At 42.0% G+C, this 25445-nt stretch carries 26 protein-coding genes; 8 read left to right on the forward strand and 18 right to left on the reverse strand.

Annotated elements, in window-relative coordinates; translation table 11 throughout:
* Nucleotides 1-47: 47 nt before the first annotated feature.
* Both ACJROX_RS22590 and ACJROX_RS22595 read right to left on the reverse strand, forming a co-directional pair.
* Entirely contained in the window at nt 48-1700 is a 1653-nt protein-coding gene (locus ACJROX_RS22590) for an SLC13 family permease (RefSeq protein ID WP_408007456.1), read from the reverse strand.
* Nucleotides 1701-1884: 184 nt separating this feature from the next.
* Entirely contained in the window at nt 1885-3048 is a 1164-nt protein-coding gene (locus ACJROX_RS22595) for an iron-containing alcohol dehydrogenase (protein WP_408007458.1), read from the reverse strand.
* 204 nt (nt 3049-3252) lie between these two features.
* On the opposite strand from ACJROX_RS22595, the gene ACJROX_RS22600 reads away from it, so the two are divergent.
* Nucleotides 3253-3483, forward strand: a complete 231-nt coding sequence (locus tag ACJROX_RS22600; RefSeq protein WP_408007459.1) for a DUF378 domain-containing protein — start codon at nt 3253-3255, stop codon at nt 3481-3483.
* Nucleotides 3484-3522: 39 nt separating this feature from the next.
* Here the strand turns inward: ACJROX_RS22600 and yugI are convergent, their stop codons facing one another.
* From yugI to ACJROX_RS22625, 5 genes are all read right to left on the reverse strand, one after another.
* Nucleotides 3523-3915, reverse strand: coding sequence for a S1 domain-containing post-transcriptional regulator GSP13 (yugI, locus tag ACJROX_RS22605; RefSeq protein ID WP_408007460.1), 393 nt, complete (start codon nt 3913-3915; stop codon nt 3523-3525).
* A 163-nt stretch (nt 3916-4078) separates the two neighbouring features.
* The gene (asnB, locus tag ACJROX_RS22610; protein WP_408007462.1) at nt 4079-5992 is read right to left on the reverse strand and encodes an asparagine synthase (glutamine-hydrolyzing); all 1914 of its coding nucleotides are present in this window, start codon (nt 5990-5992) and stop codon (nt 4079-4081) included.
* Nucleotides 5993-6361: 369 nt separating this feature from the next.
* Nucleotides 6362-7759 carry a class II fumarate hydratase gene (locus ACJROX_RS22615; protein ID WP_408007463.1) on the reverse strand — a complete coding sequence of 466 codons (1398 nt, stop codon included), beginning with the start codon at nt 7757-7759 and terminating at the stop codon, nt 6362-6364.
* A gap of 76 nt (nt 7760-7835) precedes the next feature.
* On the reverse strand, nt 7836-8117 hold the full coding sequence (locus ACJROX_RS22620) for a hypothetical protein (protein ID WP_408007464.1): 282 nt from the start codon (nt 8115-8117) through the stop codon (nt 7836-7838).
* Between the two features lie 152 nt (nt 8118-8269).
* Nucleotides 8270-8671, reverse strand: a complete 402-nt coding sequence (locus ACJROX_RS22625; RefSeq protein ID WP_408007465.1) for a hypothetical protein — start codon at nt 8669-8671, stop codon at nt 8270-8272.
* 200 nt (nt 8672-8871) lie between these two features.
* On the opposite strand from ACJROX_RS22625, the gene ACJROX_RS22630 reads away from it, so the two are divergent.
* On the forward strand, nt 8872-9741 hold the full coding sequence (locus tag ACJROX_RS22630; RefSeq protein WP_408007466.1) for an alpha/beta fold hydrolase: 870 nt from the start codon (nt 8872-8874) through the stop codon (nt 9739-9741).
* Between the two features lie 94 nt (nt 9742-9835).
* On the opposite strand, the gene ACJROX_RS22635 is transcribed toward ACJROX_RS22630, so the two are convergent.
* Nucleotides 9836-10117 carry a hypothetical protein gene (locus ACJROX_RS22635; RefSeq protein WP_408007467.1) on the reverse strand — a complete coding sequence of 94 codons (282 nt, stop codon included), beginning with the start codon at nt 10115-10117 and terminating at the stop codon, nt 9836-9838.
* 120 nt (nt 10118-10237) lie between these two features.
* Here ACJROX_RS22635 and ACJROX_RS22640 point away from each other — a divergent pair, with 120 nt between their 5' ends.
* Entirely contained in the window at nt 10238-11401 is a 1164-nt protein-coding gene (locus ACJROX_RS22640; RefSeq protein WP_408007468.1) for a CapA family protein, read from the forward strand.
* Between the two features lie 59 nt (nt 11402-11460).
* Here the strand turns inward: ACJROX_RS22640 and ACJROX_RS22645 are convergent, their stop codons facing one another.
* A complete protein-coding gene (locus ACJROX_RS22645; RefSeq protein ID WP_408007469.1) occupies nt 11461-12282 on the reverse strand; it encodes an SRPBCC domain-containing protein in 822 nt (273 codons plus the stop codon).
* A gap of 314 nt (nt 12283-12596) precedes the next feature.
* Between ACJROX_RS22645 and ACJROX_RS22650 the strand changes: the two genes are divergently transcribed.
* From ACJROX_RS22650 to ACJROX_RS22660, 3 genes are all read left to right on the forward strand, one after another.
* Complete coding sequence (locus ACJROX_RS22650; protein ID WP_408007470.1) at nt 12597-12914, forward strand: DUF3870 domain-containing protein; 318 nt, start codon at nt 12597-12599, stop codon at nt 12912-12914.
* A gap of 100 nt (nt 12915-13014) precedes the next feature.
* Nucleotides 13015-14181: a DUF819 domain-containing protein gene (locus tag ACJROX_RS22655; RefSeq protein ID WP_408011738.1), complete on the forward strand. Its 1167-nt coding sequence runs from the start codon at nt 13015-13017 to the stop codon at nt 14179-14181.
* A gap of 28 nt (nt 14182-14209) precedes the next feature.
* The gene (locus ACJROX_RS22660; protein WP_408007471.1) at nt 14210-15229 is read left to right on the forward strand and encodes an NlpC/P60 family protein; all 1020 of its coding nucleotides are present in this window, start codon (nt 14210-14212) and stop codon (nt 15227-15229) included.
* Nucleotides 15230-15504: 275 nt separating this feature from the next.
* Here the strand turns inward: ACJROX_RS22660 and ACJROX_RS22665 are convergent, their stop codons facing one another.
* The 5 genes from ACJROX_RS22665 to ACJROX_RS22685 form a co-directional block, all read right to left on the reverse strand.
* Nucleotides 15505-16098, reverse strand: coding sequence for a sulfite oxidase-like oxidoreductase (locus tag ACJROX_RS22665; protein WP_408011739.1), 594 nt, complete (start codon nt 16096-16098; stop codon nt 15505-15507).
* 268 nt (nt 16099-16366) lie between these two features.
* On the reverse strand, nt 16367-17854 hold the full coding sequence (locus ACJROX_RS22670) for an IS1182 family transposase (protein ID WP_408006191.1): 1488 nt from the start codon (nt 17852-17854) through the stop codon (nt 16367-16369).
* Nucleotides 17855-17975: 121 nt separating this feature from the next.
* A complete protein-coding gene (locus ACJROX_RS22675; protein ID WP_408007472.1) occupies nt 17976-19298 on the reverse strand; it encodes a Na+/H+ antiporter family protein in 1323 nt (440 codons plus the stop codon).
* 215 nt (nt 19299-19513) lie between these two features.
* Nucleotides 19514-21013 (reverse strand): leucyl aminopeptidase, encoded by a 1500-nt coding sequence (locus tag ACJROX_RS22680; protein ID WP_408007473.1) that lies wholly within the window; start codon nt 21011-21013, stop codon nt 19514-19516.
* Between the two features lie 54 nt (nt 21014-21067).
* Nucleotides 21068-21445 carry a DUF309 domain-containing protein gene (locus ACJROX_RS22685; protein ID WP_408007474.1) on the reverse strand — a complete coding sequence of 126 codons (378 nt, stop codon included), beginning with the start codon at nt 21443-21445 and terminating at the stop codon, nt 21068-21070.
* Nucleotides 21446-21566: 121 nt separating this feature from the next.
* Here ACJROX_RS22685 and ACJROX_RS22690 point away from each other — a divergent pair, with 121 nt between their 5' ends.
* Together ACJROX_RS22690 and ACJROX_RS22695 are read left to right on the forward strand one after the other, a co-directional pair.
* Complete coding sequence (locus tag ACJROX_RS22690; protein ID WP_408007475.1) at nt 21567-22049, forward strand: divergent PAP2 family protein; 483 nt, start codon at nt 21567-21569, stop codon at nt 22047-22049.
* A 12-nt stretch (nt 22050-22061) separates the two neighbouring features.
* Nucleotides 22062-22883 carry a cobalamin-binding protein gene (locus ACJROX_RS22695; protein ID WP_408011740.1) on the forward strand — a complete coding sequence of 274 codons (822 nt, stop codon included), beginning with the start codon at nt 22062-22064 and terminating at the stop codon, nt 22881-22883.
* A gap of 227 nt (nt 22884-23110) precedes the next feature.
* Here the strand turns inward: ACJROX_RS22695 and ACJROX_RS22700 are convergent, their stop codons facing one another.
* From ACJROX_RS22700 to ACJROX_RS22715, 4 genes are all read right to left on the reverse strand, one after another.
* Nucleotides 23111-23806: a 3D domain-containing protein gene (locus tag ACJROX_RS22700; RefSeq protein ID WP_408007476.1), complete on the reverse strand. Its 696-nt coding sequence runs from the start codon at nt 23804-23806 to the stop codon at nt 23111-23113.
* A 323-nt stretch (nt 23807-24129) separates the two neighbouring features.
* On the reverse strand, nt 24130-24453 hold the full coding sequence (locus ACJROX_RS22705; protein ID WP_408007477.1) for a YuiB family protein: 324 nt from the start codon (nt 24451-24453) through the stop codon (nt 24130-24132).
* A 118-nt stretch (nt 24454-24571) separates the two neighbouring features.
* Complete coding sequence (locus ACJROX_RS22710; RefSeq protein ID WP_408007478.1) at nt 24572-24706, reverse strand: YuiA family protein; 135 nt, start codon at nt 24704-24706, stop codon at nt 24572-24574.
* Nucleotides 24707-24845: 139 nt separating this feature from the next.
* Nucleotides 24846-25331 carry an NUDIX hydrolase gene (locus ACJROX_RS22715; protein ID WP_408007479.1) on the reverse strand — a complete coding sequence of 162 codons (486 nt, stop codon included), beginning with the start codon at nt 25329-25331 and terminating at the stop codon, nt 24846-24848.
* Nucleotides 25332-25445 lie beyond the last annotated feature (114 nt).

Consider the following 25445-nt stretch of genomic DNA (forward strand, 5'->3'; position numbering starts at 1 on the left):
AAAAGAAGAAAGGCATAGGAAGCCTTTCCTCACGCCTTTCAAAATAGTTATTTTCTAAATGTCTCCGGGAAGCTTGTGATGTCGATTCCCCAAACAGCTGGTAAGTATAAATAAATCGCTATTGTAATGATAACAACTGATAAGAGATTCAGCCACAATCCTGCCCGAGCCATATCTGGGATGCGCAGATATCCTGAACCGAACACGACTGCGTTCGGAGGAGTCGCAACGGGAAGCATGAACGCACAGCTTGCCGCTAAGCCTGCACCAATCATCAACGCATACGGATGAACTGACAATGCAGCAGCAAGTGATGCCATGATCGGGAACATCATTGTAGCAGTTGCAGTATTTGAGGTGATCTCAGTCAAGAAGATGACCATGGCTGTTACAATTACAATGATCAGAATCAGATTGACGCCTTCAAGAACTGCCAATTGAGTACCGAACCACTCTGCAAGCCCTGACTCCTGGAAACCAGCAGCAATCGCCAATCCACCTCCGAATAAGAGCAGGATGCCCCAAGGCACACCTTTTGCCGTTTCCCAATCGAGTAGGAACTCTCCCCTTTTCGTAGCTGATGGGATCATAAATAACACAATTGCTGCTATCATCGCAATAATTGTATCGTTGATGTTATCATTCAGTTCAACCAAAACAAAAGATCTAGAAATCCAAGCAAGAGCGGTCAATGTAAAAACAGCCAGGATGATTTTCTCTTCCGGCCCCATTAAACCAAGTGACCTTTTTTCCTTCTGGATCACTTCTTTTCCACCAGGAAGCTCGCGAATTTTCATTGGAAATGCAAATTTCACCAGGTAATACCATGTGATGGCCAACAGCACGATGACAATCGGTACGCCGAACATCATCCATAACGCAAAGGAAATTTCGATTCCGTATGTGTTTTGGACAACCCCTGCAAAAATGGTATTCGGAGGCGTCCCGATCAAGGTTGCAAGCCCCCCGATTGAAGCGGAGTAGGCAATTCCAAGCATGATCGCTTTTCCGAAATTGAAATTCTTTACATCGGTATTTTCATGTCCTTCCTTCTTCAACTGTTCAGATACTTGATAGATGACGGCCATGCCGATCGGGACCATCATCATGGCAGTAGCTGTATTTGAAATCCACATGGAAAGGAAACCAGTTGCAACCATGAAACCGAGGATAATCCGTTCAGTACTCGTACCGATTGCAGATATGATAAAGAGGGCAATCCGTTTATGAAGATTCCATTTTTGCATCGCTAAAGCGATCAGGAATCCACCTAAGAATAGGAAAATCGTGTTGTCTCCATAAGATGAGGCGGTGATATCACCGCTCAATCCACCGGTCAGCGGGAAGAGAATCAACGGTAGTAAAGAGGTGGCAGGTATCGGAATCGCTTCTGTAATCCACCAGGTTGCAATCCAGATTGTGCTTGCCAAAATCGCCAATCCTTCAGAAGAAAGGCCTTCTGGTTGGAAAAACATGAGTGTTGCCAAGAAAAGCAATGGACCCAAAATAAGGCCAATTCCTTTCCGCCTACCGTATGCAGGTCCAGGGCCGGATCCAGATGAATTTGCAGCATGATTATTCGTGTTTGATTGAGTGTTAGACGACGATCCATTATGTGGAGAAGAAAGTTTCAATAATTCCTTTGCCTGATCGTGCCAGTTCCACAAAGTTGTCCAAATGTTACGTAATGATTGTTGCATCATTTTCCCTCCTGTTCCCTTCATATTATTCCTTTTTCACTTACCCTTCAGAAATCATGATAAAACGCTTTCATTTCAACATAAAAGAGTAAATGAATGGAGATGAGTCGGTAAAATGGAAAAGAGGGTGACCCAAATTTCATCTCCTTGAGCGGACTTACTTTTGGGCCATCCCATTGTTTTTTTACAATGACATTTCTAAGATTTTCTCTACATCCACTTTATTTTGCGGTCTGAAGTTCCCGAACTCTCCTCGTGCCATTGCCCGATCTGCCATCAAGTCAATTTTCGAGTCATCAATATCGTAGTCTGCTAAGCGGGTTGGCGCACCCAGAGAGGTCCAAAATTCTTGAATATTCTCAATTGCCGTTAAGGCAAGTTCGCGATCCGATTTAGGCGATGGATCTACATTGAACACACGTACAGCCAATTGTTTCAATTTACGCTCTGCATTATCGATATTATGTTTCATCCAATTCGGGAATAGAATAGCTAAACCGCCTGCATGCGGTATATCATACACGGCTGAAACAGCGTGCTCAATATTGTGTGTTGCCCAGTCTCCGCGGGCACCCATCTGTAAAATACCGTTCAATGCCATCGTACCGCTGTACAAAATGGTTTCACGATGTTCATAACTTTCAAGGTTTTCAAGCAGTTTTGGTGCGGTTTCGATTACTGTCAGCAATATCGCCTCAGCCATCCGTTCTTGCAGCTTCGTATTCGTAGCTGGATGGAAATAGGACTCCAGTACGTGTGACATCATGTCGACAATACCATAAACTGTTTGATCTTGTGGAACGGTAATTGTATTGACTGGATCAAGGATAGAGAATTTAGGGAAGTTCAAAGGGCTTCCCCATCCATATTTCTCGTTCGTCTCCCAATTGGTTATGACTGAACCTGAATTCATTTCTGAACCAGTGGCAGCTAATGTCAAAACAGTACCGAATGGAAGAGTTTCTTTCACTTCAGCTTTTTTGGTTATGAGGTCCCAAACATCTCCGTCGTATTTTGCTCCAGCGGCAATCGCTTTCGTACAATCAATGACACTTCCTCCACCGACTGCCAACAAGAAGTCAACATTATTTTCGCGGACAAGTTCAACCCCTTTACGAACAGTAGTCAATCTCGGGTTCGGTTCAACTCCGGATAATTCTGTTACCCCAGCTCCTATAGTTGAGAACCGTTTCATAACCTGGTCGTACAAACCGTTCCGCTTAATGCTTCCTCCACCGTATACTACCATTACATTTTTACCGTATTGAGGGACTTCTTTTTCCAGGGCCTCTACTTGACCTTTACCAAAGATCAATTTGGTCGGATTTCGAAATTCAAAAGATTCCATCATACTCCTCCTCTTTATTTATTAGGACTCTGTAGACGAGCGATAATTTTTTGAAGTACGTTAATATTATCTCGAATTCAATCTTTTTAAGTAAAGTAATTTGTTTCACATAACGAAGCGAATAAGAAATGTATAAAAAACGTCTATTTTTTCCAAAATAAGAGATAAGTAAATTCTTCCACATTGAAGGAGGTATAGCACAATATGAATGGACTTCAACGCACAGCGTTAACATTAGCAATTATTGGTGCCATCAACTGGGGACTTATCGGCTTTTTCCAATTCGACTTAGTGGCAGCGATATTCGGCGGACAAGATTCTGTTCTATCACGTATCATTTATGGATTGGTAGGTCTTAGCGGACTGTATTGCCTAACCTTGTTGTTCAGGCCTTCTGAGGAGTTTGAACGCGAAAACAGAACTGAAATGACATAACAGAAAAAGCAGCTAACGGAAATGTAGCTGCTTTTTTGCTTATTTTTTCAAACGCTTATTCAATTGTGCTTGGCGGTCGTTGGATTCTTTCAGCCAAACCTTGAGTTTATCTTCAAGAGTGTTAAACCCTTGAGCGTTATCGTTTTGAGCTGGGCGCTTACGACGAGGGCGCTGTTGCTGCTTAGGCTCAGGCGCAGCCTGAGTTTTACGGATTGAGAGGGAGATCTTCCCGCTATCTTCTTCTACGTTCATAACCTTCACCTCTACTGCATCTCCGACAGATAGGTGATCATTTATATCTTTCACGTAATCGTGAGAAACCTCTGAAATATGAACGAGACCTTGATGCTGGTCATCTAGGGCAACAAACGCACCGAACGGTTTGATCCCAGTGACTTTCCCCTCTACTATGCTTCCAACTTCGTATTTCATACAAGTAACAACTCCTACAAATTTTTTAACTTTAACAGTATAACACACAACACGGGTTTATACAAAAGCGATGTGCGTTCAAAAAAGGAAGAAACCACTGGAATGACAATGGTTTCCTTTTAAACCCTAATGAAATTTTCATCCATGCTTCTATTCAGATATATTAGCTCGATAAGGCGTTTTTCTCTGTGAAAGCTTCGTCCTCAAGCAAATGACCTTGGAAGTCATAAAGGTTTTCCACATAAATTTGGTGCCAGACCATGAATATAAGGACAGTCCATAGTTTACGGCTGTAATCGAGCTTTCCAGTACGATGTTCATCCAGTAGACGCAAGACGATTTTTTTATCCAAATAACGTTCTGTCTTACTTTCTCTAATCAATCTCCTCGCCCAATCATACAATTCATTTTTCAGCCAATGACGGATCGGTACCGGGAATCCTAACTTTCTGCGGTAAAGGACCGAGTCTGGTACAATCCCTTTCATCGCTTCACGGAAAGCGTATTTCGTCGTTCCGTTAGTCACCGTATCTGTCGGCGCGATTTGAGACGCAACCTTGAAGACTTCTTTATCAAGAAACGGCACACGCAGCTCTAGAGAATTAGCCATCGTCATTTTATCTGCTTTTACAAGGATATCTCCTCTTAACCATGTATGCATATCCACATATTGCATTTTGTGGATGTCATGGTAGGATTTCGCGTTCTCGTAAATGGAAGCTGTGACTTTCTTGTAATTCCAATCTTTGTTGTACGATTTGAGCAGATATTCTTTTTCTGGCTCACTGAACATTTTCGCGTTACCGATATAACGCTCTTCCATTGACATACTGCCGCGTTCGATGAAGCTCTTCCCTTTTGTCCCCTCAGGCAATAGATCGGATAGTTGTTTCAACCACTTACGCAAGACTAAAGGTAACGATTGATAGTTTCTTAATGAGTTCGGTTCATTGTAGATCGTATACCCGCCGAACAATTCATCTGCTCCTTCACCGGAGAGTACGACTTTCACGTGCTTACTCGCTTCTCGGGAAACGAAATATAAAGGGATGGCCGCTGGATCTGCAACAGGATCATCCATATGCCAAATTATCTTAGGTAATTCACTTATGAATTCCTCTGGTCTGACGATATAATGAATGTTCTCAACATTCAAGGCAGCCGCAGTGGAGACTGCAACGTCAATTTCGCTGTACCCTTTCCGCTCAAAACCAACTGTAAATGTCTTGATCTTAGGATTGATTTCACTGGCTAAAGCAACGATCGCACTTGAATCGATGCCACCAGACAAGAAACTGCCCACCGGTACATCACTACGCATATGTACCTTCACGGAATCTCTTAAAACATTTCGGATTTCTTCTATGGTTCGATTAATCGGTGCATGTTTTACATTAAACGTCGGCAACCAGTAGGACTGGATTTTCATTTTTTGTCCGGGTTGCTTTAGGAAGTAGTGGCCCGGCATCAACTTCTGTATGTTTACTGACATCGTATCTGGTTCTGGAACGAACTGATAAGTCAGATAGTGATGAAGTGATTCTAAATTGACTTCATCCTCTCTCTTTAAAGCTAGCAAGGTTTTCTTTTCGGATGCACAATAAAGATGTCCATCCTCTTCCAAGTAAAAGAACGGCTTGATTCCAAAAGGATCGCGTCCACCAAACAATTCTTTCTTCTCTTTATCCCAGATCAGAAAACTGAACATGCCGCGAAGATCCTTGATCGATTCTGGACCTTTACATACATAGTTAGCTAAAATGACCTCAGTATCAGAATGGGTTTCAAATTCATACCCATCCTTAAGCAGAGAATCACGAAGTTCGATATAATTATATATTTCACCGTTAAAGATGATCCAATATCGGTCGTTTTCATAAGATAATGGCTGATGACCGCTTTCTAAATCTATGATACTTAATCTGCGGAAACCGAACCTGACATGACCATCATAAAAAAACCCTTCATCATCCGGACCTCTATGAGTGATAAGGTTGGTCATCCCTTTTAATTGTCTTGTTTCACATGCATCGATTTCTTGTTGTTGGTCAAAGACATAACCGACAAATCCACACATCTGACTTGCCTCCTTCAATTCATTTCTAAAAATACCCATACTTTTACATTATAATCCTGTCCTTTATATTAGACGAGTGACTATGGTCTATGTTTCAAGAATAAAACTATATTTTTTCCAATTTCACTTATATTACCCATATAATTCACAAAAAGTTTGTCGTAAATACAGTTTTTTGAAAATTTTTTTAGAAAAGTAATTCTGAGGGGTGTTTTAGCTTTTAAAAAGCCTATGTTTAAGTTCCTTGTTGATATATGCAAATTTACAGCAAAAATCAACATAACTGTTTAACAAAGGCTATAAAAAGGAAAAAGACAGACTGGTGTCTGCCTTAAGAAGTATGCAAGCATATTATAGAAGAGGAAGTTTTTAAACAAGATTTTCTGGATCGAGAAGTTCTACTGCTTCTTTTTCAGACATTATTCCTTTTTCAAGGATGACTTCCCGAACAGTCTTTCCTGAACGAAAGCTTTCCTTAGCGATTTCCGCTGCTTTCTCATAGCCGATTTTCGGGTTCAATGCAGTGGCCAGCGCGAGGCTGTTTTCCATCAGTTCACTCATTCTGCCTTCATTCGGTTCGATCCCTTTTATGCAACGTTCAGTGAATGTTTCCATACCAGTCGACAAGATCGTGATCGATTGCAGGACATTATAGCCAATGATCGGCATCATCGGATTGATTTCCAGCTGGCTTCCTATACCAGCTGTTGATACACAGGTGTCATTCCCTATGACTTGTGAACAGATCATATAAAGGTTTTCAGGGATGACCGGATTCACTTTCCCTGGCATGATGGATGACCCTGGTTGGACTGCAGGCAGATTCAACTCGGCGATTCCTGTTCTTGGCCCGGAACTTAAGAGACGGAAATCACTTGAAACCTTAATCAAGTGGATCGCGATTTCTTTCAGTGCATGGCTGACGCGAATGGCTGCGCCAGTATTTTGCATGAAACTGAAACGGTTCTTCGGCTGCTTAAAATCCAAGCCTGTGATTTCTGCCACCGCTTCAATCGCCCTGTCACTATATTCAGGATGTGAGTTGATCCCGGTTCCGACAGCATTGCCTCCAAGGCCGATCTCATATAAGAACGGTTCGGACATTATTACAGCGTCATAGGCATTCCGAATACTTTGTACGTAACCTTCAAAGGATTGTCCCAATCGCATCGGGACAGCATCCTGCAAGTGGGTGCGACCTGATTTGATATACGGGTGGAATTCTTCAGCCTTCTCTTCCAATGCTTGGATCGTTTTTTTTAGTGCCGGATACAACTGACGATGAAGTTCTTCGGCGACAGCGATATTGATGGCAACATGAATGGTATCATTCGTCGATTGTGCCATGTTGACGTCATCATTCGGGTGGACCTTTGTCCAATCTCCACGTTCTCCACCTAAAATTTCACTCGCCCTTGAAGCGATGACTTCATTCGCGTTCATGTTTTGGGATGTTCCAGCACCAGCTTGGTAGGCATCGACCACGAATTGATCATCGAGCTTCCCTTCCATCACTTCTTCAGCAGCCTGGATGATGGCATTCGCCTTCTGTTCTTCAATTTGACCTGTATCACGGTTTGCAACCGCGGCCGATCGTTTAATGATCGCTTGTGCCCTGATAAAAGCTCTCGGCAAGCGGAGCCCGCTGATTGGGAAGTTTTCGACAGCTCTTTGGGTTTGTGCTCCATAATAGGCATCTTTCGGAACTTTGATTTTTCCTAATGTATCTTTTGCAATACGATAATTTTCCAAATTTACAGCTCCCATCCATGATAATCTGCTATTGTGTTATGTTCCACTTCTTCAGCTTTTTAAACCCATTTAATTTCCAGATCCTGGTTGGTCATCTCCATCTCATTCTCGGGTAGTATGGAAAACATCTACTGTCTTGAGGAGGGAACTGATAGACCTTTGCAACTGGCTTGTTGATTTTACGATACTCTGTCCGGTACCCTGCTCTTGCTCTTTCATAGAACGTTCTCTCTGAAATCGGACGCGGGGCTGACCATTCCAATGATTTCGGGTTCATCCAAGAATCATGGGTGATCAGTTCCCTTTTATAGTAATAACGGTTGCCGCTTGGATATTCTTCACAAATGTAAATGACTGTTTGACGTGAATGCATGGTATACCTCCAAAAATTATCGAATTATGTAACAGTTTACCCAACTATCAGGAATTACAACGATCAAGGCTATCGCCCGCTTGTACGAATTTAAACTGACCTAAAGAAAAGAGCTTGAGTTTCGCCAAGCCCTTTCTTTAATGTCAGATCGTCTAACGCCAACCTCCGAACCACCACCAGAATCCACAGATGATGAGCAGGATTACCACTATGACAATTACAGCCCACACCCATGCATAACCATACCCGAATCCTCCGAATCCTCCGATTCCTGGATAAAAAGGATATGGATAAGATGGGGCTCCGCCATAAGGTGCTTGCGCACCTGCTACCAATCCGTTAGATTGTACACCTGCGACTAAATTATTAGCACCAACAGGGACACATAACAGCGGGCTCTGCGCCGGTGCCTGTACTCCAGCTACCTGTTGCGGCTGCTGCGGCTGCTGCGGTGGACAAGGCGGTGGGCAATATGGTTTCGGATAACAACCTGGACGTTCATCCGATACATTTGATTCGAAATCGTATTCATCGTTATCGTAATACTGAGGCATTCCCCTAAACCTCCTTCTATTTCTTCATAATAAAATATGTACTTGAACCAAAAAACGGAAGGCTTATATGCACGAAAAAGAGCCCTTTTTTCAGACGTTTGTCCAAGTGCACGGCTAAATTTATTGTCATTTTTTTACCTACATGACCTTTGGAAGGATGGAAAACCTAATTAAAAAAGGGGAAGTTGGAGGGTAGTAAAATGGAGATGATGGTATCTACAGCTGAGGAAACAAACCCAGCAAAACAGATGCGGCTTCAGGATATCAATATATATTATGAACATTATCCTCATGGGAAACCGGATGCTCCTGTCTTAATTATGATTCATGGCTTCTTAAGTTCCTGTTTCAGTTTCCGACGGCTCATTCCGATCTTGAAAGAACATTTTCATATTTATGCCATCGACCTGCCTGGTTTTGGAAAAAGCGAAAAATCCAGAAAGTTCATGTATTCGTTAAAGAATTACGGTCAGCTAATCGCTGATTTCATTGAAAGTTTAAAGATAGAAAATGTTTATGTCATTGGTCACTCTATGGGTGGGCAGGTTGCGATGCATGCTTCCAAAACTGCACCGGATAAAATCGAAAAACTGATTTTGATCGGTTGCTCTGGTTATTTGAAGCGGCCAAGCCGCTTTATCGTCCAATGCTCTTATTTGCCCTTTTTTGTTTCTGTAATCAAGCATTGGATCGGTAAAAAAGGAGTGCGGGAAAACCTTCTAACCGTCGTCCATAACCCATCTTTGATTGATGATGAATTGATAAATGGATATGCTCAACCCTTTAACGATCAAGAAACATTCCATGCGCTCATCCGAGTGTTGAGGCACCGTGAAGGGGATATGCAGCCAGAAGAATTGCAAGAAGTGAATCATCCTGTCCTTTTACTGTGGGGAAAACACGATCAGGTCATCCCCTTGCCTGTTGGCGAGCGGATGGTCAATGATTTACCGAATGCCAAATTGAAGGTATATGAAAACGCTGGTCATTTATTGCCTGAAGAAATCCCCGAGGAGATCAGTGAAGAAATCTGCGGGTTTTTAGATATCGTAAAACTGAAGCAGATGTAGAAGGAGACTGGCACAAATGGCGGAGCAGATGCCTCTAAAAACCAATTAGGACTGTCCAACAAATTAATGTATGGGCAGCCCTTTTTTTGTTTATTTATAGCAGTTTTTTGTCCTTCAACAGAGTGATCAGCTGCTCTTTTTCCAAATCTGTCAGCTTATATTCCGAGTCGCAGCCTTCATTCAATAGAACGATTTCCATCACAGTATCCCCGTCAGCTACAACTAAGAGCGAAGGGTCAGTCAGTCCTTCAGGTATCTCTCCTTTTTTCAAATCAAACGAAAGATGAAGGTTCTTCCACCTGTCTTCTTCCATCAAGTCCACATGAACATCCGAAAACACCCAAGGTGAATATTCTCCTAAACCATATTGAATCATAATGTAAGTACTCCTTGTTATGAAATTCTTTATTTAAGTCTAAAGTTCGACTCTTTTCGCCAAAAACAGTCATAGCTTGTATTAATTAATAAGCTAAAATAGAAGTAAGGGGGTTGATTTATGAAAAAAGTCACGGCTATCTCATTATTTGTCGTTTCCTTCAGTCTGTTTTTTGTGTTGTTATTGAATCTGGGTCCTTTTTCAGAAACAGCAACTAAAAAGAATGGTGCTCAAAGGGGAGAATCCACACATGCAGAAGCAACTGAGCCTAATGTTCCTGAAGCGGAACCTGAAGAGATCATCACCACCGCGTCCTTAATGGCAGTCGGTGATATTTTAATACATGATTACGTGTATAATCAAGCTGCGACCGGCAATGGAAAATATGATTTCAACCCTATGTTCCGACTTGTAAAACCATACCTTGAAAGCGCTGATATAACGATGGCAAACCAAGAAACGATGATCGGCGGGACTGAGATCGGGGTTTCGACCTATCCATCATTCAACAGTCCCTATGAGATTGGCACCACTTTGAAAAACTCTGGTGTAGACCTTGTTACGATTGCTAACAATCATACCCTTGATCGTGGTGAAAAAGCAATCATGAATGCGCTTGATCATTGGGATAGAATCGATATGGCTTATACCGGGGCTTATCGCTCTGAAGACGATCAGGCAGACATCCGACTCATTGAACGAAATGATATTAATTTTACATTCCTAAGTTATACGTATGGTACAAATGGCATACCTGTCCCAGAGTCAAAACCCTATCTTGTCAACCTGATTGATATTGATTTGATCAAAAGTGAAGTTAAGGAAGCAAAACGTGTATCAGATGTCGTCGTTTTGAGCCTTCATTTCGGTAATGAATATGAAAGGATGCCGAACGAGCAACAAAAGCTTCTTGCTAGTGAAGCGGCAGAAGCTGGAGCAGACATCATTATCGGCCATCATCCACATGTCCTCCAGCCAGCTGAATGGATCGAAAACGCTGACGGCAGCCGTACTTTCGTCGTTTACTCCTTAGGAAATTTCCTATCAGGCCAGAGAAGGGATTATAAAGATATTGGCGGTATTGTGCAAGTTACCGCAAAAAAGGTCGTTAAGGGGGACGAAGTGGCCGTTTCTCTAGAAGATCCAGCATTCCTGCCAACTTGGGTCGATCGCCAATATACCATTCAACCGATGTTCCAGCTTACTGAACAACAACAAACCTATAACGAGATCAAGCAACATATGTCACAATGGATTCCTGATATGCAATTCATAGAAGACTGACATCCATAATTAAAGGTGGCACCTTTCCTTAGAGAGGTTGGCCACCTTTTTTCACATTATTATTCAGCTTGTTCAGGTCTTTTCCCAGATTCAACATATTCTTTAAGGAACTTTCCAAGCAGTTCTTGCCAGCCGCCTTCATGCATCTCTTTCCATTGGGGGTCTAATAATCCACTCGCATGGTGGGAAAGCTTCAAGATCGTTTGGTCGCCTTTTTCCTCTAAAAGAAATGTATAAGCACTATTCACAGCGCCTCTCATGCCTAAGAGCCCATTCAACCGGATTTCTTCTGGTGCTTTAACATACGTAACGCTACCCCAAAGTGCCCCTTCATCTTTGTTCCACGTTTCTAAGAAACGGCCACCTACTTTCGGTTCAAGTGTCAATGTAGACTTCGCTATCCCGCTAAGCCGATATGCCCACCATTGATCGATATCTTCTGTTAGAGCCTTATAAACCTGGCCCCTTGGTGCCTCGATTGTGATTTCTTGTTCAATTTGAAACGTATCTTGCTTGAGTCCGTTATCCAATTCAACATCCCTCTCCTTGGTTTGTTCGATTTGTTCTTTTAACCCTAACATTAAACTTGCATCTTGATTTTCGTACTTATTTACCCAACGATTGTAAATTTTTCGCAACGGAACTGCGTTCAAATAATTTAAACGTACTCTGCCCACCCTTCTGATTGTGATCAGATTTGCACTTTCCAACATATCAAGATGTTTCATGACAGTGTATCGGGTCACATCCGGGAATTTCTCATCCAGATCTCCAGTCGATAATGGTCCATTATTGAGAAAATCTAGAATTTGCCGCCTGATCGGATGACCTAACGCTTTGAATGTAATTGAAAGTTCATCAAACTTTTCATTGATTTTCAACACCTTCTTTTATATGTGATAAAAAGGTAACATTAATAATGTGACCTAATAGTAACATTACGGATTTATCGATCTCAAGTCTCGTTTCTTATAACCGGACCCTCATGGTTTTTAAATGGGAGGTAGACTTTTGTCGTTGTAAGTTATCTGATAACATCGACCTATTTTTCCACTATAAAATAGATTAAATATTGAGAATATTCATCCGCTATATTACAATATGGCTGAAGGTCCAGAACGCCTATTTTGATGACTGTTCATCCATCCGATGGACATCTCTCATTATACCCGCGTTTTGCCTTAGGAGGATCAGCATGTATAGTGAAAACACGATTTACATAATTGGAGATGCCAAAACCAGTTCCAATAATCCGATCACCCAAAAGTTCAACGCGTTCTTCATCGGACTTGTCATCGATAAAGGCAGCGGTCTGATTGTAGATGCTGATTGTTCTTCGACCATCCAACTTACAGAGAAATTCGTCAAATCACTGTTCCTCGGAAAATCGATCATGGATACTGAAAAAGTATCCAGGGAGATCGAGACGCGCTATTTTGGTTCCTCCCAAAAAGCGTTGGTTGTCGCTTTTAAGAATGCAAGTATCAAATTCCAGCAAATAACTGAAGAATAGTTGCTTCTTCTAGCCACTTAGAGGAAATCCAGCTAATCGGACGTCTCCGTCTATTAGCTGTTTTTTTATTCAATCAAATTTTGAAGGGAGTTGAATGAATTTGATTCAGGATGGGATCATGTATGTCAGTGTCTTACTGGTCATCACCGCCATCATCGCTATTGCCGAAAAAAGAAGCCGTTCGAAGTTCTTCAAGTATGTTCCCGGAATCGTCTTGATTTATCTTGTATGTGCTTTGTTGCAGACATTCGGTGTTTTCGGTGCGACCGAATCCAATGATACCGCCTATGGGACCGTAAGAGGTGTCCTGCTGCCGGCGATGTTGATGCTTATGCTCCTCCATTGCGATTTACGTAAGATCATCCGACTGGGACCGAAAATGCTGGGTGCATTCTTTGCCGCCTCAATAAGCATCGTTGCTGCCTTCACGATTACATACATCTTGTTGAAAGGTTTCTATGCAGCTGACACATGGAAAGCCTTTGCGGCATTGAGCGCAAGTTGGACAGGCGGATCGGCGAACATGGTGATTCTCCAGGACATCCTCACTGTGCCAGAAAACATATTCGGTTACGCATTGATCATGGATACGGTAAACTATTCGTTCTGGGTGATGTTCATGTTTTGGCTCGTACCATTTGCCGATAAATTCAATCGATGGACCAAGACGAATACGACGTACCTCGATCAGGTTTCCGCAGAGATTTCAGCATCGAACGAGGAAAATGAAGGTGTGGGGTTCGGGTTCGTGGAGATGCTCAGCCTGCTTGCTCTTGCCATCTTTGTGTCAGCACTAGGTACAAAGCTTGGGAACAGTCTCCCTGAACTTGGCACAGCTGTTAATAGTACGACCTGGACGATCACTTTCGCTTCAGTTGTCGGAATTGTGCTTGCGATGACAAGAGTGGCAAAGATACCAGGCTCATTGGAGATTTCTAAAGTGATGTTGTATATCGTCATTGCTTTGATCGCATCACACGCAGATTTTTCACAGCTTTTCCAGGCGCCTGTCTATATCATTTCGGGCTTCATGATTTTGTTTTTCCATGGTGTCTTCATGTTCCTCCTAGCTAAACTGTTCAAGCTTGACCTCTTTACAATGGGTGTCGCGTCCCTTGCCAACATTGGAGGAGTTGCATCCGCTCCGATCTTAGCTGGTGCCTTCCATCGTTCTTTGATTCCCATCGGAATATTGATGGCGGTGCTTGGAAGCCTGCTAGGAACTTACTTTGGGATTTTGACAGCAAACATATTGTCTGCCCTTTAATATTCAAAAACGAAAGGAGAATCATTTTATGGGGAAGTTACGGAAATGGATGATCGGATTTCTTTCGGTCATGTTGGTTACTTTTTTCTCAATGGATATGGTCAGCGCAAAAAATTCAGCTGAAACTGGGTCAGAAACAGCTTATGTCGATGTCGCTGCTGCAACGCTTTGGGTCGCGCCGGGCCTACTACGTCCTGTTGATGAGCCGTCAGCATCAAACCCAGTCGATCTTCGTGCATGGACGAGTTCAATGTCATACGAGGAGAAGCTTTGGCTTGTCGGAAACTTGGAAACCCAAGCTTTGCTCGGTTCAAAAGTTACCATCTTAGAAAAGCAAGGAGACTGGGTGAAAGTAGCAGCCCATGAACAGCCTACCCCTCGAAACGATGAAGGCTACCCTGGATGGATGCCAAAAGATCAATTAACTGACGGGAAAGGGTTCGAGAAGATGGTCGATCGTAAGTCGGTAGCTCTGGTAAATGAACCGACTACTTGGTTATATGAAGATATGGAAAAGACATCTGAATACATGGAAATCAGCATGAACACCAGACTTCCTGTGTTAAAAGAAGTCGGCAGCATGTTATTGGTGATGACCCCGAGTGACGGTGCTAAATGGTTATCAGTTCAAGATGTGAATGTTTATGAATCTAAAAGCGATATTCCTGCGCCGACTGCAGATGATGTGATTGAAACGGCTGAAAAATTTCTAGGACTCCCCTATTTATGGGCTGGAATGTCAGGGTTTGGATTTGATTGCTCAGGGTTCACCCATACTGTCTATAAAACAAACGGGATCACGATTCCACGTGACTCCTCTGTACAAGCTACACATGGCACACCAGTCGCCCGGGAAGATCTACAAAAAGGTGACTTGATCTTCTTCGCTTATAATAATGGTCAAGGCCGTGTCCACCATGTCGGTATGTACATCGGCGATGGTAAGATGATTCATTCACCAAACTCAAGCACTACTGTGAAAATTGATGATTACGACGCACCAGGATACGGAGAAGAATACGCAGGCGCAAGAAGATACCTCGATTGATGACCGTACCAGGCACCGGAGAAAGCAATAGAAAAGAGCAACCTAAGAGTTTTATTTTCCCTCAGGTTGCTCTTACCAATATTTAAACGACGTTTACCTTTAACATACATACCAATATTTTCAGGCTGTTACCAATAAAATCAGGGTATTTACAAATATTCAGTGTATTTTTGCCCTTTTTCATCCGCTTAAACCACTTAAATTATCTAACTATCCTTCAAGCACGCTTTCTATTGAACTTATGTAACTCAGTCTTGTCCATAATTACTCTGCGATCAATCCCAACTGAACCTTTCTTCCTTCCATGGACGCCCTTGCATATGATACCCATTCCGTTCCCAGAATCCTGGCTTATTTTCAGCTGTAAATTCAATCCCACGGATCCACTTGGCACTTTTCCAAAAATAAAGATGTGGAATGACGGCACGGAGAGGGAATCCATGTTCAGGGGTCAACGACTTCCCATCATGCGTATGAGCAAGAAGGCTTGTCTCTTTTAAAAAGTCTTCGAGAGGTAGGTTCGTTGTCCAATCTTCTTCAGCATGAATCAATACATAATTCGCTTCAGGAAGGAGTTTAATCTTCTTTACAATTTCCTTCGTTGATATTCCTTCCCATTGGTTATCAAGCCGCGACCAACCTGTTACACAGTGGATATCGTTTTTCAACCGTGTAGACGGCATTTCCATCACCTCATCAAACGTCAAATGGACTGCTTGTTCGACAAGACCAAACAGTTTGAGATCCCATTCGCTAAGATCATTATAATAAGGTACATTCCCGTAATGCAGTACTGGCCATTTTTTTGTAACGACTTGATTAGGCGGCACCCGCTCGTCTTTTTCCGATTCCTCTTTTCCGAAATACATCATTAAACACCTCTTCCAGTTGAAATATCGTGAGAATTGTTGGTGCGATAATTTTACGTTCTTTCGCGATTTCTGATCTATTCTCAGGCTCCCCAAACTACTCTACGTTACTCTCACAATTCTTCATCAATAGAAAAAGACCTCCCATAAAGAGAGTCCTGCAAAATAGGGCGAAAAAATCTTTAATAGAGAAAAATCCACCAGTTAGAAAAGTTGACCTTAACTTTCTGGTGGATTTTTACATTGTTTCAAGAAGTATGGGCTGATATTACACATTTCCCAGCTCATTTTGTGGTAATAATTTTGTCATTCTTTTAATGTTTACAGCGAACACCGAGAGATAGGTTTGTATTTTCATACCTAATAAACCACGGTATTTCGCCCTGGTTAACCCATGGAATCTTTTTAATTCCGCATTCTTATGCTCTATAGATGGACGTACCTTTTTCCGTTCTTGATACTCTTCCGAGTCTAAGTACTTCATTTGTTGTTGATGTTCTTCAGAAATGATCCGAATGGAGTATGTTTTTGATTTTTTCCCCTCTTTATAACACCCTTCTTTTAACGGACATTCTTTACATATATCAACGTCAAAATAAAAAGTGTTCATTTGGTTTGTTCCAGTATCTTTTTTACCCGTTCGAGCTTTTCGAATACTATGGTGTCCTGCTGGACAAATCACTTGATCTCTTTCTTTATCATATTGAAAGTTGTCCTCTTCTCGTGCTCCATAAACAGATGGATTGAGTGGGATGGATGCTGTGATTAAATTTTGTTGTAAGTAGGATAAATTATGCTTAGATGAGTAAGCCGTATCAGCGAGAATTTCGTTAACTTCCATTCCACCAGCTTTAGATTGGTTCACTAATTCTTTTAATTGCTTACCGTCATCTACATTTCCTGGAGTGACCTGAACACCCGTAATAATTTCTTCTTCGGTCATCGCAAGATGATTCTTATAACCATAAAAGGATTTTGTAGTAGACTTCCATCCAAAACGCGCATCCGGGTCTACTGCTGACAGAATCCCTTTCTTCGAAAGAAGCCTTTCGTCTTCGACAATTCTCTTTGCGGTCTCCAGCTTATCCTTTATCGCGCCTTCCGCATCTGGAAGAGCCTGTTCGATTTGTTCACCTAAATGGGCTAAATACCGAAGCATTTCTTTAGCTTGTTCTTCCTCTGGAATATCATTAAGCTTTGGAGCTTTAGGTAATTTTTTATGTAGTTTGGTATGTTGTTTTTTAACGGCTCTGGAGAGCCTTGAAGCTGCTTTTGTTAGCACTTGTAGAGGCGAACGCTTACTTGCGTTTGCTTGGGCATGTGTAGAATCTAAAATGAGTGCTTTCGATTGGATGATCCCTTTTTCCTGGCACTGCTTGACGAGTTCTTCCAATACTTCCTCTACACGATTAGCTCCTAATCGATGGTTTCGAAATCGACTTAATTGTGTAGGATGGGGTAAAGAACTTTCGGGATTCAATCGTAAAAACCACTTATAAGCTAAATGTAAATTGGCATCTTGAATGACTTGATCATCGGATAAATCATATAAGGTCTGGATGAGAAGAATTCGAAGTAGTAACTCTGGTTCAGTCGCTGGTCGTCCGTAATACATACAATATGATTCCTTCGTAAGGTCATATATAAATGAAAAATCAACCACCTTATCGATTTTCTTTAATAGGTGATCTTCTGGTATTAAATTGTACAACTCGGCATGAAAGGAAAGAGTTTCCTGATATTGATCTTTTAACATTTATCCAATTCCTTTGCATTTTTCTTTCATCATATCAAAAAACGCCCCGAAGGGCGCTTTTTCCAGTTACTGTATTCGTTTTGCAGGTCTCACCATAAAGGAAGGTCTTATCATTCCTATTTTAAAAGATGATGGCAGCAATCCATCCAAATAACACAAGCGGAATATTATAGTGCAGGAATGTCGGCACACAGGTATCCCAAATGTGATTGTGTTGGCCATCGGCATTAAGTCCGGCTGTAGGACCTAGTGTACTGTCAGATGCGGGAGAACCTGCATCACCAAGTGCGCCTGCTGTTCCTACCAGCGCAACGATCGCTAAAGGACTGAAGCCTAACTCCTGGGCGAATGGAACAAAGATCGTAGCGATGATCGGAATAGTTGCAAAGGATGAACCGATTCCCATCGTGACGAGCAATCCGACAAGAAGCATGACAAGCGCTGCAAGAACTTGATTTCCTGCAAACACTGCTGAAGCATTTTCTACGAGTCGTTCAATATGCCCGGTTTCACGCATAACTTCAGCAAATCCAGCGGCTGTAATCATGACGAACCCAATGAAAGCCATCATTTTCATCCCATCTGTAAAAATGACGTCGGATTCACGGATTGAGAATGAACCGCTGAATAATAGGATGATGATTCCAGTCAAGGCACCCATGATCATCGATTCCGTCAGAATTTGTATCGCGACCGTCGCTACAATCGCAATGATGGCAAACGTGATTGATCGAATAGAATAGGTCGCCTTGATGCCTTCACTCTCACTTGCGATGTCCCTACTTTCATAATTACGCGGTTTTCTGTATGAGACGAATAAGGCGAACAGCAAACCGATCACCATTCCGATGACAGGCAGACTCATCGCTTTCGGAATCGTCGCCATGTCAACAGCCAAGCCGCTTTTCTCCATTTCTTCCTGAATGATCTGGTGAAATATCAGCCCAAAGCCGACCGGCAACAGAATGTACGGTGCCGTCAATCCGAATGTAATAGAAGAAGCCAATGCTCTCCTGTCCATTTTCAGCTCATTGAAAATCATCAACAACGGCGGGATTAAAATCGGAATAAAAGCGATATGGATTGGTATGAGGTTTTGTGAAAAGATGGAGATGGTCACGATAATCAAAAGCAATAGTGCTTTTGATAAAGCTTTTTTTCTTGTATCCCCTTGCTTTTGTGTAACTTTCAATACTCCAGAAACAAGCACCTCTGGCAATCCTGTCTTCGATAAGCCTAAAGCAAATGCTCCTAATAGTGCATAACTTAGTGCAATTACAGCATTGTTGCCTAGCCCCTCTGTAAAAACAGTGATCGTCTCGGTTATCCCCAGTCCCCCGACGATTCCACCTGTAAACGCACCGATGGCAAGTGCTAATACAACCTGTACACGCATCAAGCTCAAGATAAGCATGACCAGCACAGCAATTAAGACTGCATTCATGATGTTGACCTCCAAATATCCTTTATCTCGATAAATCACTAATGTATTAAAACCTTACACAATCTAACATGAATTTTTGGGAGTGTCAACACATCCGGTTCCTGCATCCGGTATTATGCCATAAAGAAATCTTGGCAAAGCCAAGCCTTTAGCGTAGTCTGATATTTAATGAAAAATCCTCTCCAGCATGTTCACTGAAGAGGTATCAAATGAAATTATGATTGCGTTTCGAATTTTTCAATCAGTTTTAAAATAGACCGTGTCATGACACCAGTTGCGCCCTTAGGCCCCAGATCGCTCGTCTTGTTGCTGTAGGCTGTTCCCGCAATATCAAGGTGCAGCCAAGGTGTTTCACCAACGAATTCAGAAAGGAAGACACCCCCTTGGATCGGATGAGCAAGTCTTCCGGCTGAGTTGACGAAATCAGCAACATCGCTGGTTTTTAAAATCTTTTTATATGGATCCAACATAGGAAGCCTCCAAGCATACTCGCCTGCTTCTTCTGCAGATCTTTCAAACTTCTCGAAGAAATCTTCATCATTCGTCATGACACCTGAGGCGATGTCTCCCAATGCCACAACGACACCACCAGTCAGAGTAGCAAGATCTACGAGATAAGATGCACCAAGCTCTTTTGCATACGTAAGCGCATCTGCTAAGATCAGACGACCCTCAGCATCGGTGTTCGTCACTTCAATTGTTTTCCCGCTCATGGATGTAATTACGTCACCTGGTTTCATCGCAGAACCGTTGATCAGATTTTCACTCGAAGGGATGACAAACATGATATTCACGTCTGGCTTAAGTCGTCCAACCGCTTCCATCGCACCAAGAACAGCAGCACTGCCACCCATATCGGATTTCATTTCATGCATGTTAAGCGCTGGCTTGATGGAATATCCGCCTGCATCGAAAGTAAGACCCTTCCCGACAAACGTGAGCACGTCATTCCAATCCTTTTTCGCCTTATATTTGACGACAATCATTTTCGGATCTTGTTCAGACCCCTGGCTTACCGCTAACAAGGCGCCCATGCCAAGCTCCTTCATATCTTCACGCTCAAGAACGTCGTATTCGAAGTCGTATTTTTTCGCGATGCTGACCGCTTGCTCGGCAAGATCCGTCGGTGTAAGCATGTTTCCTGGCGTGTTAACCAAATCACGTGCGACATTTGTACCTGCAGCATACGCTTCACCAATTTTTAAAGCGTTATTGACCGTTGTCTCATCTTCTTCAGAAAAGACAGAGATCGATTTCAACTCATAGCGTTTATCGTTCTTCTTCTCTTTATAATCTTCGAATTTATATGTGGCAAGGATGAACGCTTCCGCTAATGCATGTGCCGTTTGAGTAATTTCAATCTCTGAACTGAATGAATCAAGGGCAATAGCGATTTCTTCCTGCTTACTGTTCTTAAGCTCCTTGGCAGCCTTTCCGAAAGCACCACGTACAGTACGGTATGTAAGGCCCTTTTTCTTGCCGAGTCCAACAAAATAGATACATTTGACGCCGAGTCCCCCTAAAGTGTGGACCCGTGTCACTTTTTTCAATTTTGCTGAAAGCTCGTCACTTTTGAAAAGTTCGGTGATATGACCATTGAGCGCATCATCGATTTCTTTCGTAATACCTGTTGGTCTCTTGTCGTCAGAGCATACTCCAACGACTAAAGTATGTAAGTCTTCTTTAAGGTCGATACCATTTTTAATTGTAAACATCTAATTCCCCCTATTGTCCTCATTATACCTATTATATCGAAATACTTCGCTGACCTAAACATCTTCTTCTAAATACAAATATATTCGAGGTAATTCCGGCAATGTCTTGACTTCATCAAATGGAACCGATTCAAGTGGAGGTATCCGTTCGAGGCATTCATTTACAAAAGCGGATAGGTCCTTAGTATTCAATCCCCAATAGTACGTCGGATACGCCTCGAAACATTCAATGGCTCGCTCGAACATTGATCTTGCTCCTTTTACATTGCCATACTCGTAATGGTAAATCGCGACTGACATCTGCAGCAACCCTTTTAAAAACAGATTCTGCTTGTCTGTCATCCAGATTTCCTCAAGAAGATCGTGACATGTGTAATAATCACCTTCATTGAATTTTATGAAGAATTGATAATATTCCATCGGATAATCCATGTCATCTCCTCCCCTTTCCATCATACCATGTGCATACCTGGAGCAAAATGCGGGTAATCAATACAAAGAGGATATGGTAAACTTAAAAATAATCAGTTTTATAGAAAGGACGTTGCTTTTCTTGGACGCACTTATCACTAACTTTCCATTGTGGTGTTCGATTTTCGCAATATTATTTGCACAAGCGATCAAAATTCCGATCATGTATATTTCCACTCGAAAGATTGAATGGAATTTATTTTTCAGTACGGGAGGAATGCCCAGTTCACACTCAAGCGGTGTCACGAGTTTAGCTACCTCAGTCGGACTACTTGAAGGAGTCAGCTCAACGATGTTTGCTATTACGGTGGTTTTCAGTGTCATCGTCATGTATGATGCTAAAGGTGTTCGTTGGCAAGCTGGAGAACAGGCAATCGTGCTGAATCAATTAGTACGTGATTTTCAGCATCTCACCACAGAAATTAAGAACTGGCCTAACAAGAACGAAGAAGAAAAGCGTAGGGAATTGAAAGAATTGCTCGGCCATCGCCCGAGTGAGGTCTTTTTCGGGGCAATCCTTGGTATTGGGTTAAGTCTTGGTATTTATTACGGTTTTATTCACTAGGGGGCGTTTAAAATCCGCATTGTATCGATTTGTCCAAGCAATACAGAATTAGCAACCTATCTAGGGCTGGCCTCTTCTCTTGTCGGCGTGGATGATTTCTCAGATTGGCCCAAAGAAATTGATGAATTACCTCGTTTAGGTCCTGACCTTGATATTGATATCAATAAAGTCGAGGCCTTGCAGCCAGACCTCGTACTCGCCTCGTTAAGTGTGCCGGGTATGGAGAAAAATATTGAGAAACTAAAGGAACGAAACATCCCTTTTCATGTATTTAATCCAAACTCGTTGGATGAAATCGCTGTTGATCTTCTCACTTTAGGGAAGTTGACAGGTATTAAGGATCGTGCTGAGACGATTGTGGAGCAATTTCGTTCGATGATAGAGATGTATCGCGGAATAGCTGTAAAAATTGATGAAAAACCTGAGCTGTATTGGGAATGGTGGCCAAAGCCCGTTTTCACACCTGGAGGTATCAATTGGCTTACGGAAATCAGTGAGCTGGCCGGTGCTGTCAACTGCTTTGCAGAGGAGGATACAGCGAGTTTTCAGACAGATTGGGAAACAGTACGAAAGAAGGAACCAGACCATATCTGTCTCGTTTGGGTAGGTGTCCGAACCGAGAAAGTAAAACCAGTTGTTTTACAAAAGCGCCCTGGTTGGAATGAAATGAAAGCGATGAGAACCAAAAATGTGCATGTGCTGGAAGAACCCTACTTTTGCAGACCATCACCCCGTTTAATGATCGGGTTGCAGAAAATCGCCTCGCTCATTCATCCGGATCACTACCCTGCTTTTAATGAAAGACAAGGAGATCCGTTGTTGAAGTTGATTTGAAATCAGCTGGTTTTAAGATAAATTTGCGGAATTAAAGATAATATTAGATTTTTAAAGATAATCCCAAAAATTTAATGATAGAATGCCAATTTTTAAAGATATCGAGAGACAGGTTTTCGGTAGCTGGGGAAGCGATTATACTAGTTAATAAGTGAAGAGGACTGAGGCCTTTATCCATAGCAATCATGGATTTTCCAGGTCAGTCCTCTTTTTATATGGGGTTCTTATTAAGTATCTTTTGGTGGAAACAGCTGCTGACGGAATACTTGCATGGATTCTTGCTCATTCAATTCGTTCAACTCTTGTTCTGTCAGAGCGCCATTACCCTTTTTTATGATATATACTTCTAAGGTTTTCTTTCCCCACTGTTCGAATACATCTTTCACTTCCTCGTAATAAAGATCAATCTTCTTATTTTTAATGGCCGATCCTGTATCAGCAACCACGCCGTATCCATAACCAGGGATAAATAGAATACTGCCAATCGGGAAAACAGATATATCAGCTGCGATGGTAGAATATAAATCGCGACGTACTTTAACACCTGATTTTGTTATTCCAAAAGCTGGGTGTGCCTCCGTCTTGCCTGTCGATTCAGCACCCGCAGTATACCCAGTCGCAACGACCTCCACTTTAGGGTATCGATCTGTATCTACCATTGCTTCTAGTGAACTTTCTTTAGCAATCGCATCTGATGCGAGTAATAAAGGTGTCTTCTTGTTGAATAACGACTTGAACATCATAGCTGTTCTCTTCTTCATATGTTCCATTGCTTCTAAGTTGATAGAGATTTCTTTTTGATTTGTCCAACCCATTAATCCTGAAGCCTCTACTCCGGAGAGCTTACCGATTGTCATGAATAGGGCAAGGATGAACAAGCAACACATAAGAGAGCGTTTCAGGATTGTTTTTGTAAACTGCATCTCTTCACTCCTCTCATGCCTAATACTTTCCATAATCACCAGAAAGTATTCATGAGAGGAACGATTTGTCTGAATATTCACTTTAAATCATCGTGAGTTGTGGTACCAGGTACCGAAGGAGAATCCATTAGTACCAACGCTTCCAAATCGGTGCCTGGTACACTTTCAAACCCCTTGTCCTACAAGGCTTCTTTGAAGGTGCCTGGCACAGCCTTTCCATAAAAAGAAGGGACTCACCCAAACATCCGCTGTGTGGATGATGCTTTGGGTCAGTCCCTTGTTTACACTATAAGAAAGAGTTTTCTTTATGAATTTATGACATTCTAGAACATTTGATAGCCTCTGACTCTGAGCATTTTGATCGAGACTCCAGAGAGAATAGCGCCAAGTAAACCGAATAATAGAACTAATATATCAGAAAAGTGCAATTGAACAATGCTATTCGTCAGTTCTGGAAACGAAGAAGCTGGTGCAGTGATATACTCTGTCAAGTTTATATCATCGACGATCATGATGACGACAATCGGGTAAATGACTGCCATCACCCAGGTCATTCTCAGAAGCATATTGAGTAGAAAGCCGATTCCAAAAAACAAAATCATAAACAAAAGCATGGAAATGATCAGCGTTGGAATAGTTAACGGCATAATGGTCACCCCTTTATATCCATTGACTAGTTTACTTTATTTAAACCTATAGAGTCAATGCTAGCGAAAGGGGTCCATTAAATAAAAATCACTCGTGTTCAAAAACCTGTCATAACTATTAATTGTTTTTTCTTCCACTACCGCCGCAATGGTCACAAGTTTCAGATCCACCAAGCAGTAATTGGAAATATCCCATTCCCTTGCAATATTGGCATACAGATTGAGGATTTCGATTCTTTTGTTCTTTTTTCATGGTTGTCACCTCTTTTTTAAATTTTCAGATAATATATCATCCGAGGAGTTTTTTGAAAAATCTGATATCGGTCTATATGCCTCCATGTAAACGTATACAACGGTTTTTTACTCTTCCTTTTTATGTTTTTCAGACTTTTTTAACGTAAATTGAAAATTTTATAATTTGTGTATCCAAATTGTGTTCCTGGGTTCAAATCATGTGTCGAGAAGCCGCTTAAATCGTTGCTTTTCCCTAGAAAAAAGTGAATCATGAGGGACGAATCCGGGTCGTTCAACAACTCGGTTTGGGACCGGAAAGCTACTTCTCCGATTTCACTTTCTTGAGCCTTGAGCTCCCCACCTTTTGCCTCCAATTGAAAGATGATCATGTTATCGCTGATTTGTTCCTTGATGACGCCAGAACGGATTCCAAGAACCCCAGTAATCTCCGCTTCAATCCCGGTTTCTTCTAAAATCTCACGCTTAACCGCTTCGTCCACTGTTTCGCCTTCATCAACAAATCCAGCAGGAAAGGACCACTTACCAGTCAAACCACCATATTTCTTTTTTACCACTAACCATCGATCATCATGTTTAACGATCCCTGCAACTGCCAGCCAAACATTCTCTCTTTTCCTTTTCACAAAATTCCTCCCCTTTCCCTTTTTATGTGTATTTAAAATGCTATTTGCGAATTCGAAAAAATACTATCTTAATTTGAGCCAATAAACGCTCGTGAATCTGCTCCTTTGTTCCCC

It is taken from the genome of Pseudalkalibacillus sp. A8, assembly GCF_045920555.1.
Classification (GTDB): Bacteria; Bacillota; Bacilli; order Bacillales; family Fictibacillaceae; genus Pseudalkalibacillus.

What these genes read in the sequence shown, in the direction of transcription:
- ACJROX_RS22590 (WP_408007456.1), bottom strand. Translation starts at nt 1,700, where the DNA reads ATGCAACAATCATTACGTAACATTTGGACAACTTTGTGGAACTGGCAC.
- ACJROX_RS22595 (WP_408007458.1), bottom strand. Translation starts at nt 3,048, where the DNA reads ATGGAATCTTTTGAATTTCGAAATCCGACCAAATTGATCTTTGGTAAA.
- ACJROX_RS22600 (WP_408007459.1), top strand. Translation starts at nt 3,253, where the DNA reads ATGAATGGACTTCAACGCACAGCGTTAACATTAGCAATTATTGGTGCC.
- yugI (WP_408007460.1), bottom strand. Translation starts at nt 3,915, where the DNA reads ATGAAATACGAAGTTGGAAGCATAGTAGAGGGGAAAGTCACTGGGATC.
- asnB (WP_408007462.1), bottom strand. Translation starts at nt 5,992, where the DNA reads ATGTGTGGATTTGTCGGTTATGTCTTTGACCAACAACAAGAAATCGAT.
- ACJROX_RS22615 (WP_408007463.1), bottom strand. Translation starts at nt 7,759, where the DNA reads ATGGGAGCTGTAAATTTGGAAAATTATCGTATTGCAAAAGATACATTA.
- ACJROX_RS22620 (WP_408007464.1), bottom strand. Translation starts at nt 8,117, where the DNA reads ATGCATTCACGTCAAACAGTCATTTACATTTGTGAAGAATATCCAAGC.
- ACJROX_RS22625 (WP_408007465.1), bottom strand. Translation starts at nt 8,671, where the DNA reads ATGCCTCAGTATTACGATAACGATGAATACGATTTCGAATCAAATGTA.
- ACJROX_RS22630 (WP_408007466.1), top strand. Translation starts at nt 8,872, where the DNA reads ATGGAGATGATGGTATCTACAGCTGAGGAAACAAACCCAGCAAAACAG.
- ACJROX_RS22635 (WP_408007467.1), bottom strand. Translation starts at nt 10,117, where the DNA reads ATGATTCAATATGGTTTAGGAGAATATTCACCTTGGGTGTTTTCGGAT.
- ACJROX_RS22640 (WP_408007468.1), top strand. Translation starts at nt 10,238, where the DNA reads ATGAAAAAAGTCACGGCTATCTCATTATTTGTCGTTTCCTTCAGTCTG.
- ACJROX_RS22650 (WP_408007470.1), top strand. Translation starts at nt 12,597, where the DNA reads ATGTATAGTGAAAACACGATTTACATAATTGGAGATGCCAAAACCAGT.
- ACJROX_RS22660 (WP_408007471.1), top strand. Translation starts at nt 14,210, where the DNA reads ATGGGGAAGTTACGGAAATGGATGATCGGATTTCTTTCGGTCATGTTG.
- ACJROX_RS22665 (WP_408011739.1), bottom strand. Translation starts at nt 16,098, where the DNA reads ATGTATTTCGGAAAAGAGGAATCGGAAAAAGACGAGCGGGTGCCGCCT.
- ACJROX_RS22670 (WP_408006191.1), bottom strand. Translation starts at nt 17,854, where the DNA reads ATGTTAAAAGATCAATATCAGGAAACTCTTTCCTTTCATGCCGAGTTG.
- ACJROX_RS22675 (WP_408007472.1), bottom strand. Translation starts at nt 19,298, where the DNA reads ATGAATGCAGTCTTAATTGCTGTGCTGGTCATGCTTATCTTGAGCTTG.
- ACJROX_RS22680 (WP_408007473.1), bottom strand. Translation starts at nt 21,013, where the DNA reads ATGTTTACAATTAAAAATGGTATCGACCTTAAAGAAGACTTACATACT.
- ACJROX_RS22685 (WP_408007474.1), bottom strand. Translation starts at nt 21,445, where the DNA reads ATGGATTATCCGATGGAATATTATCAATTCTTCATAAAATTCAATGAA.
- ACJROX_RS22700 (WP_408007476.1), bottom strand. Translation starts at nt 23,806, where the DNA reads ATGCAGTTTACAAAAACAATCCTGAAACGCTCTCTTATGTGTTGCTTG.
- ACJROX_RS22705 (WP_408007477.1), bottom strand. Translation starts at nt 24,453, where the DNA reads ATGCCGTTAACTATTCCAACGCTGATCATTTCCATGCTTTTGTTTATG.
- ACJROX_RS22710 (WP_408007478.1), bottom strand. Translation starts at nt 24,706, where the DNA reads ATGAAAAAAGAACAAAAGAATCGAAATCCTCAATCTGTATGCCAATAT.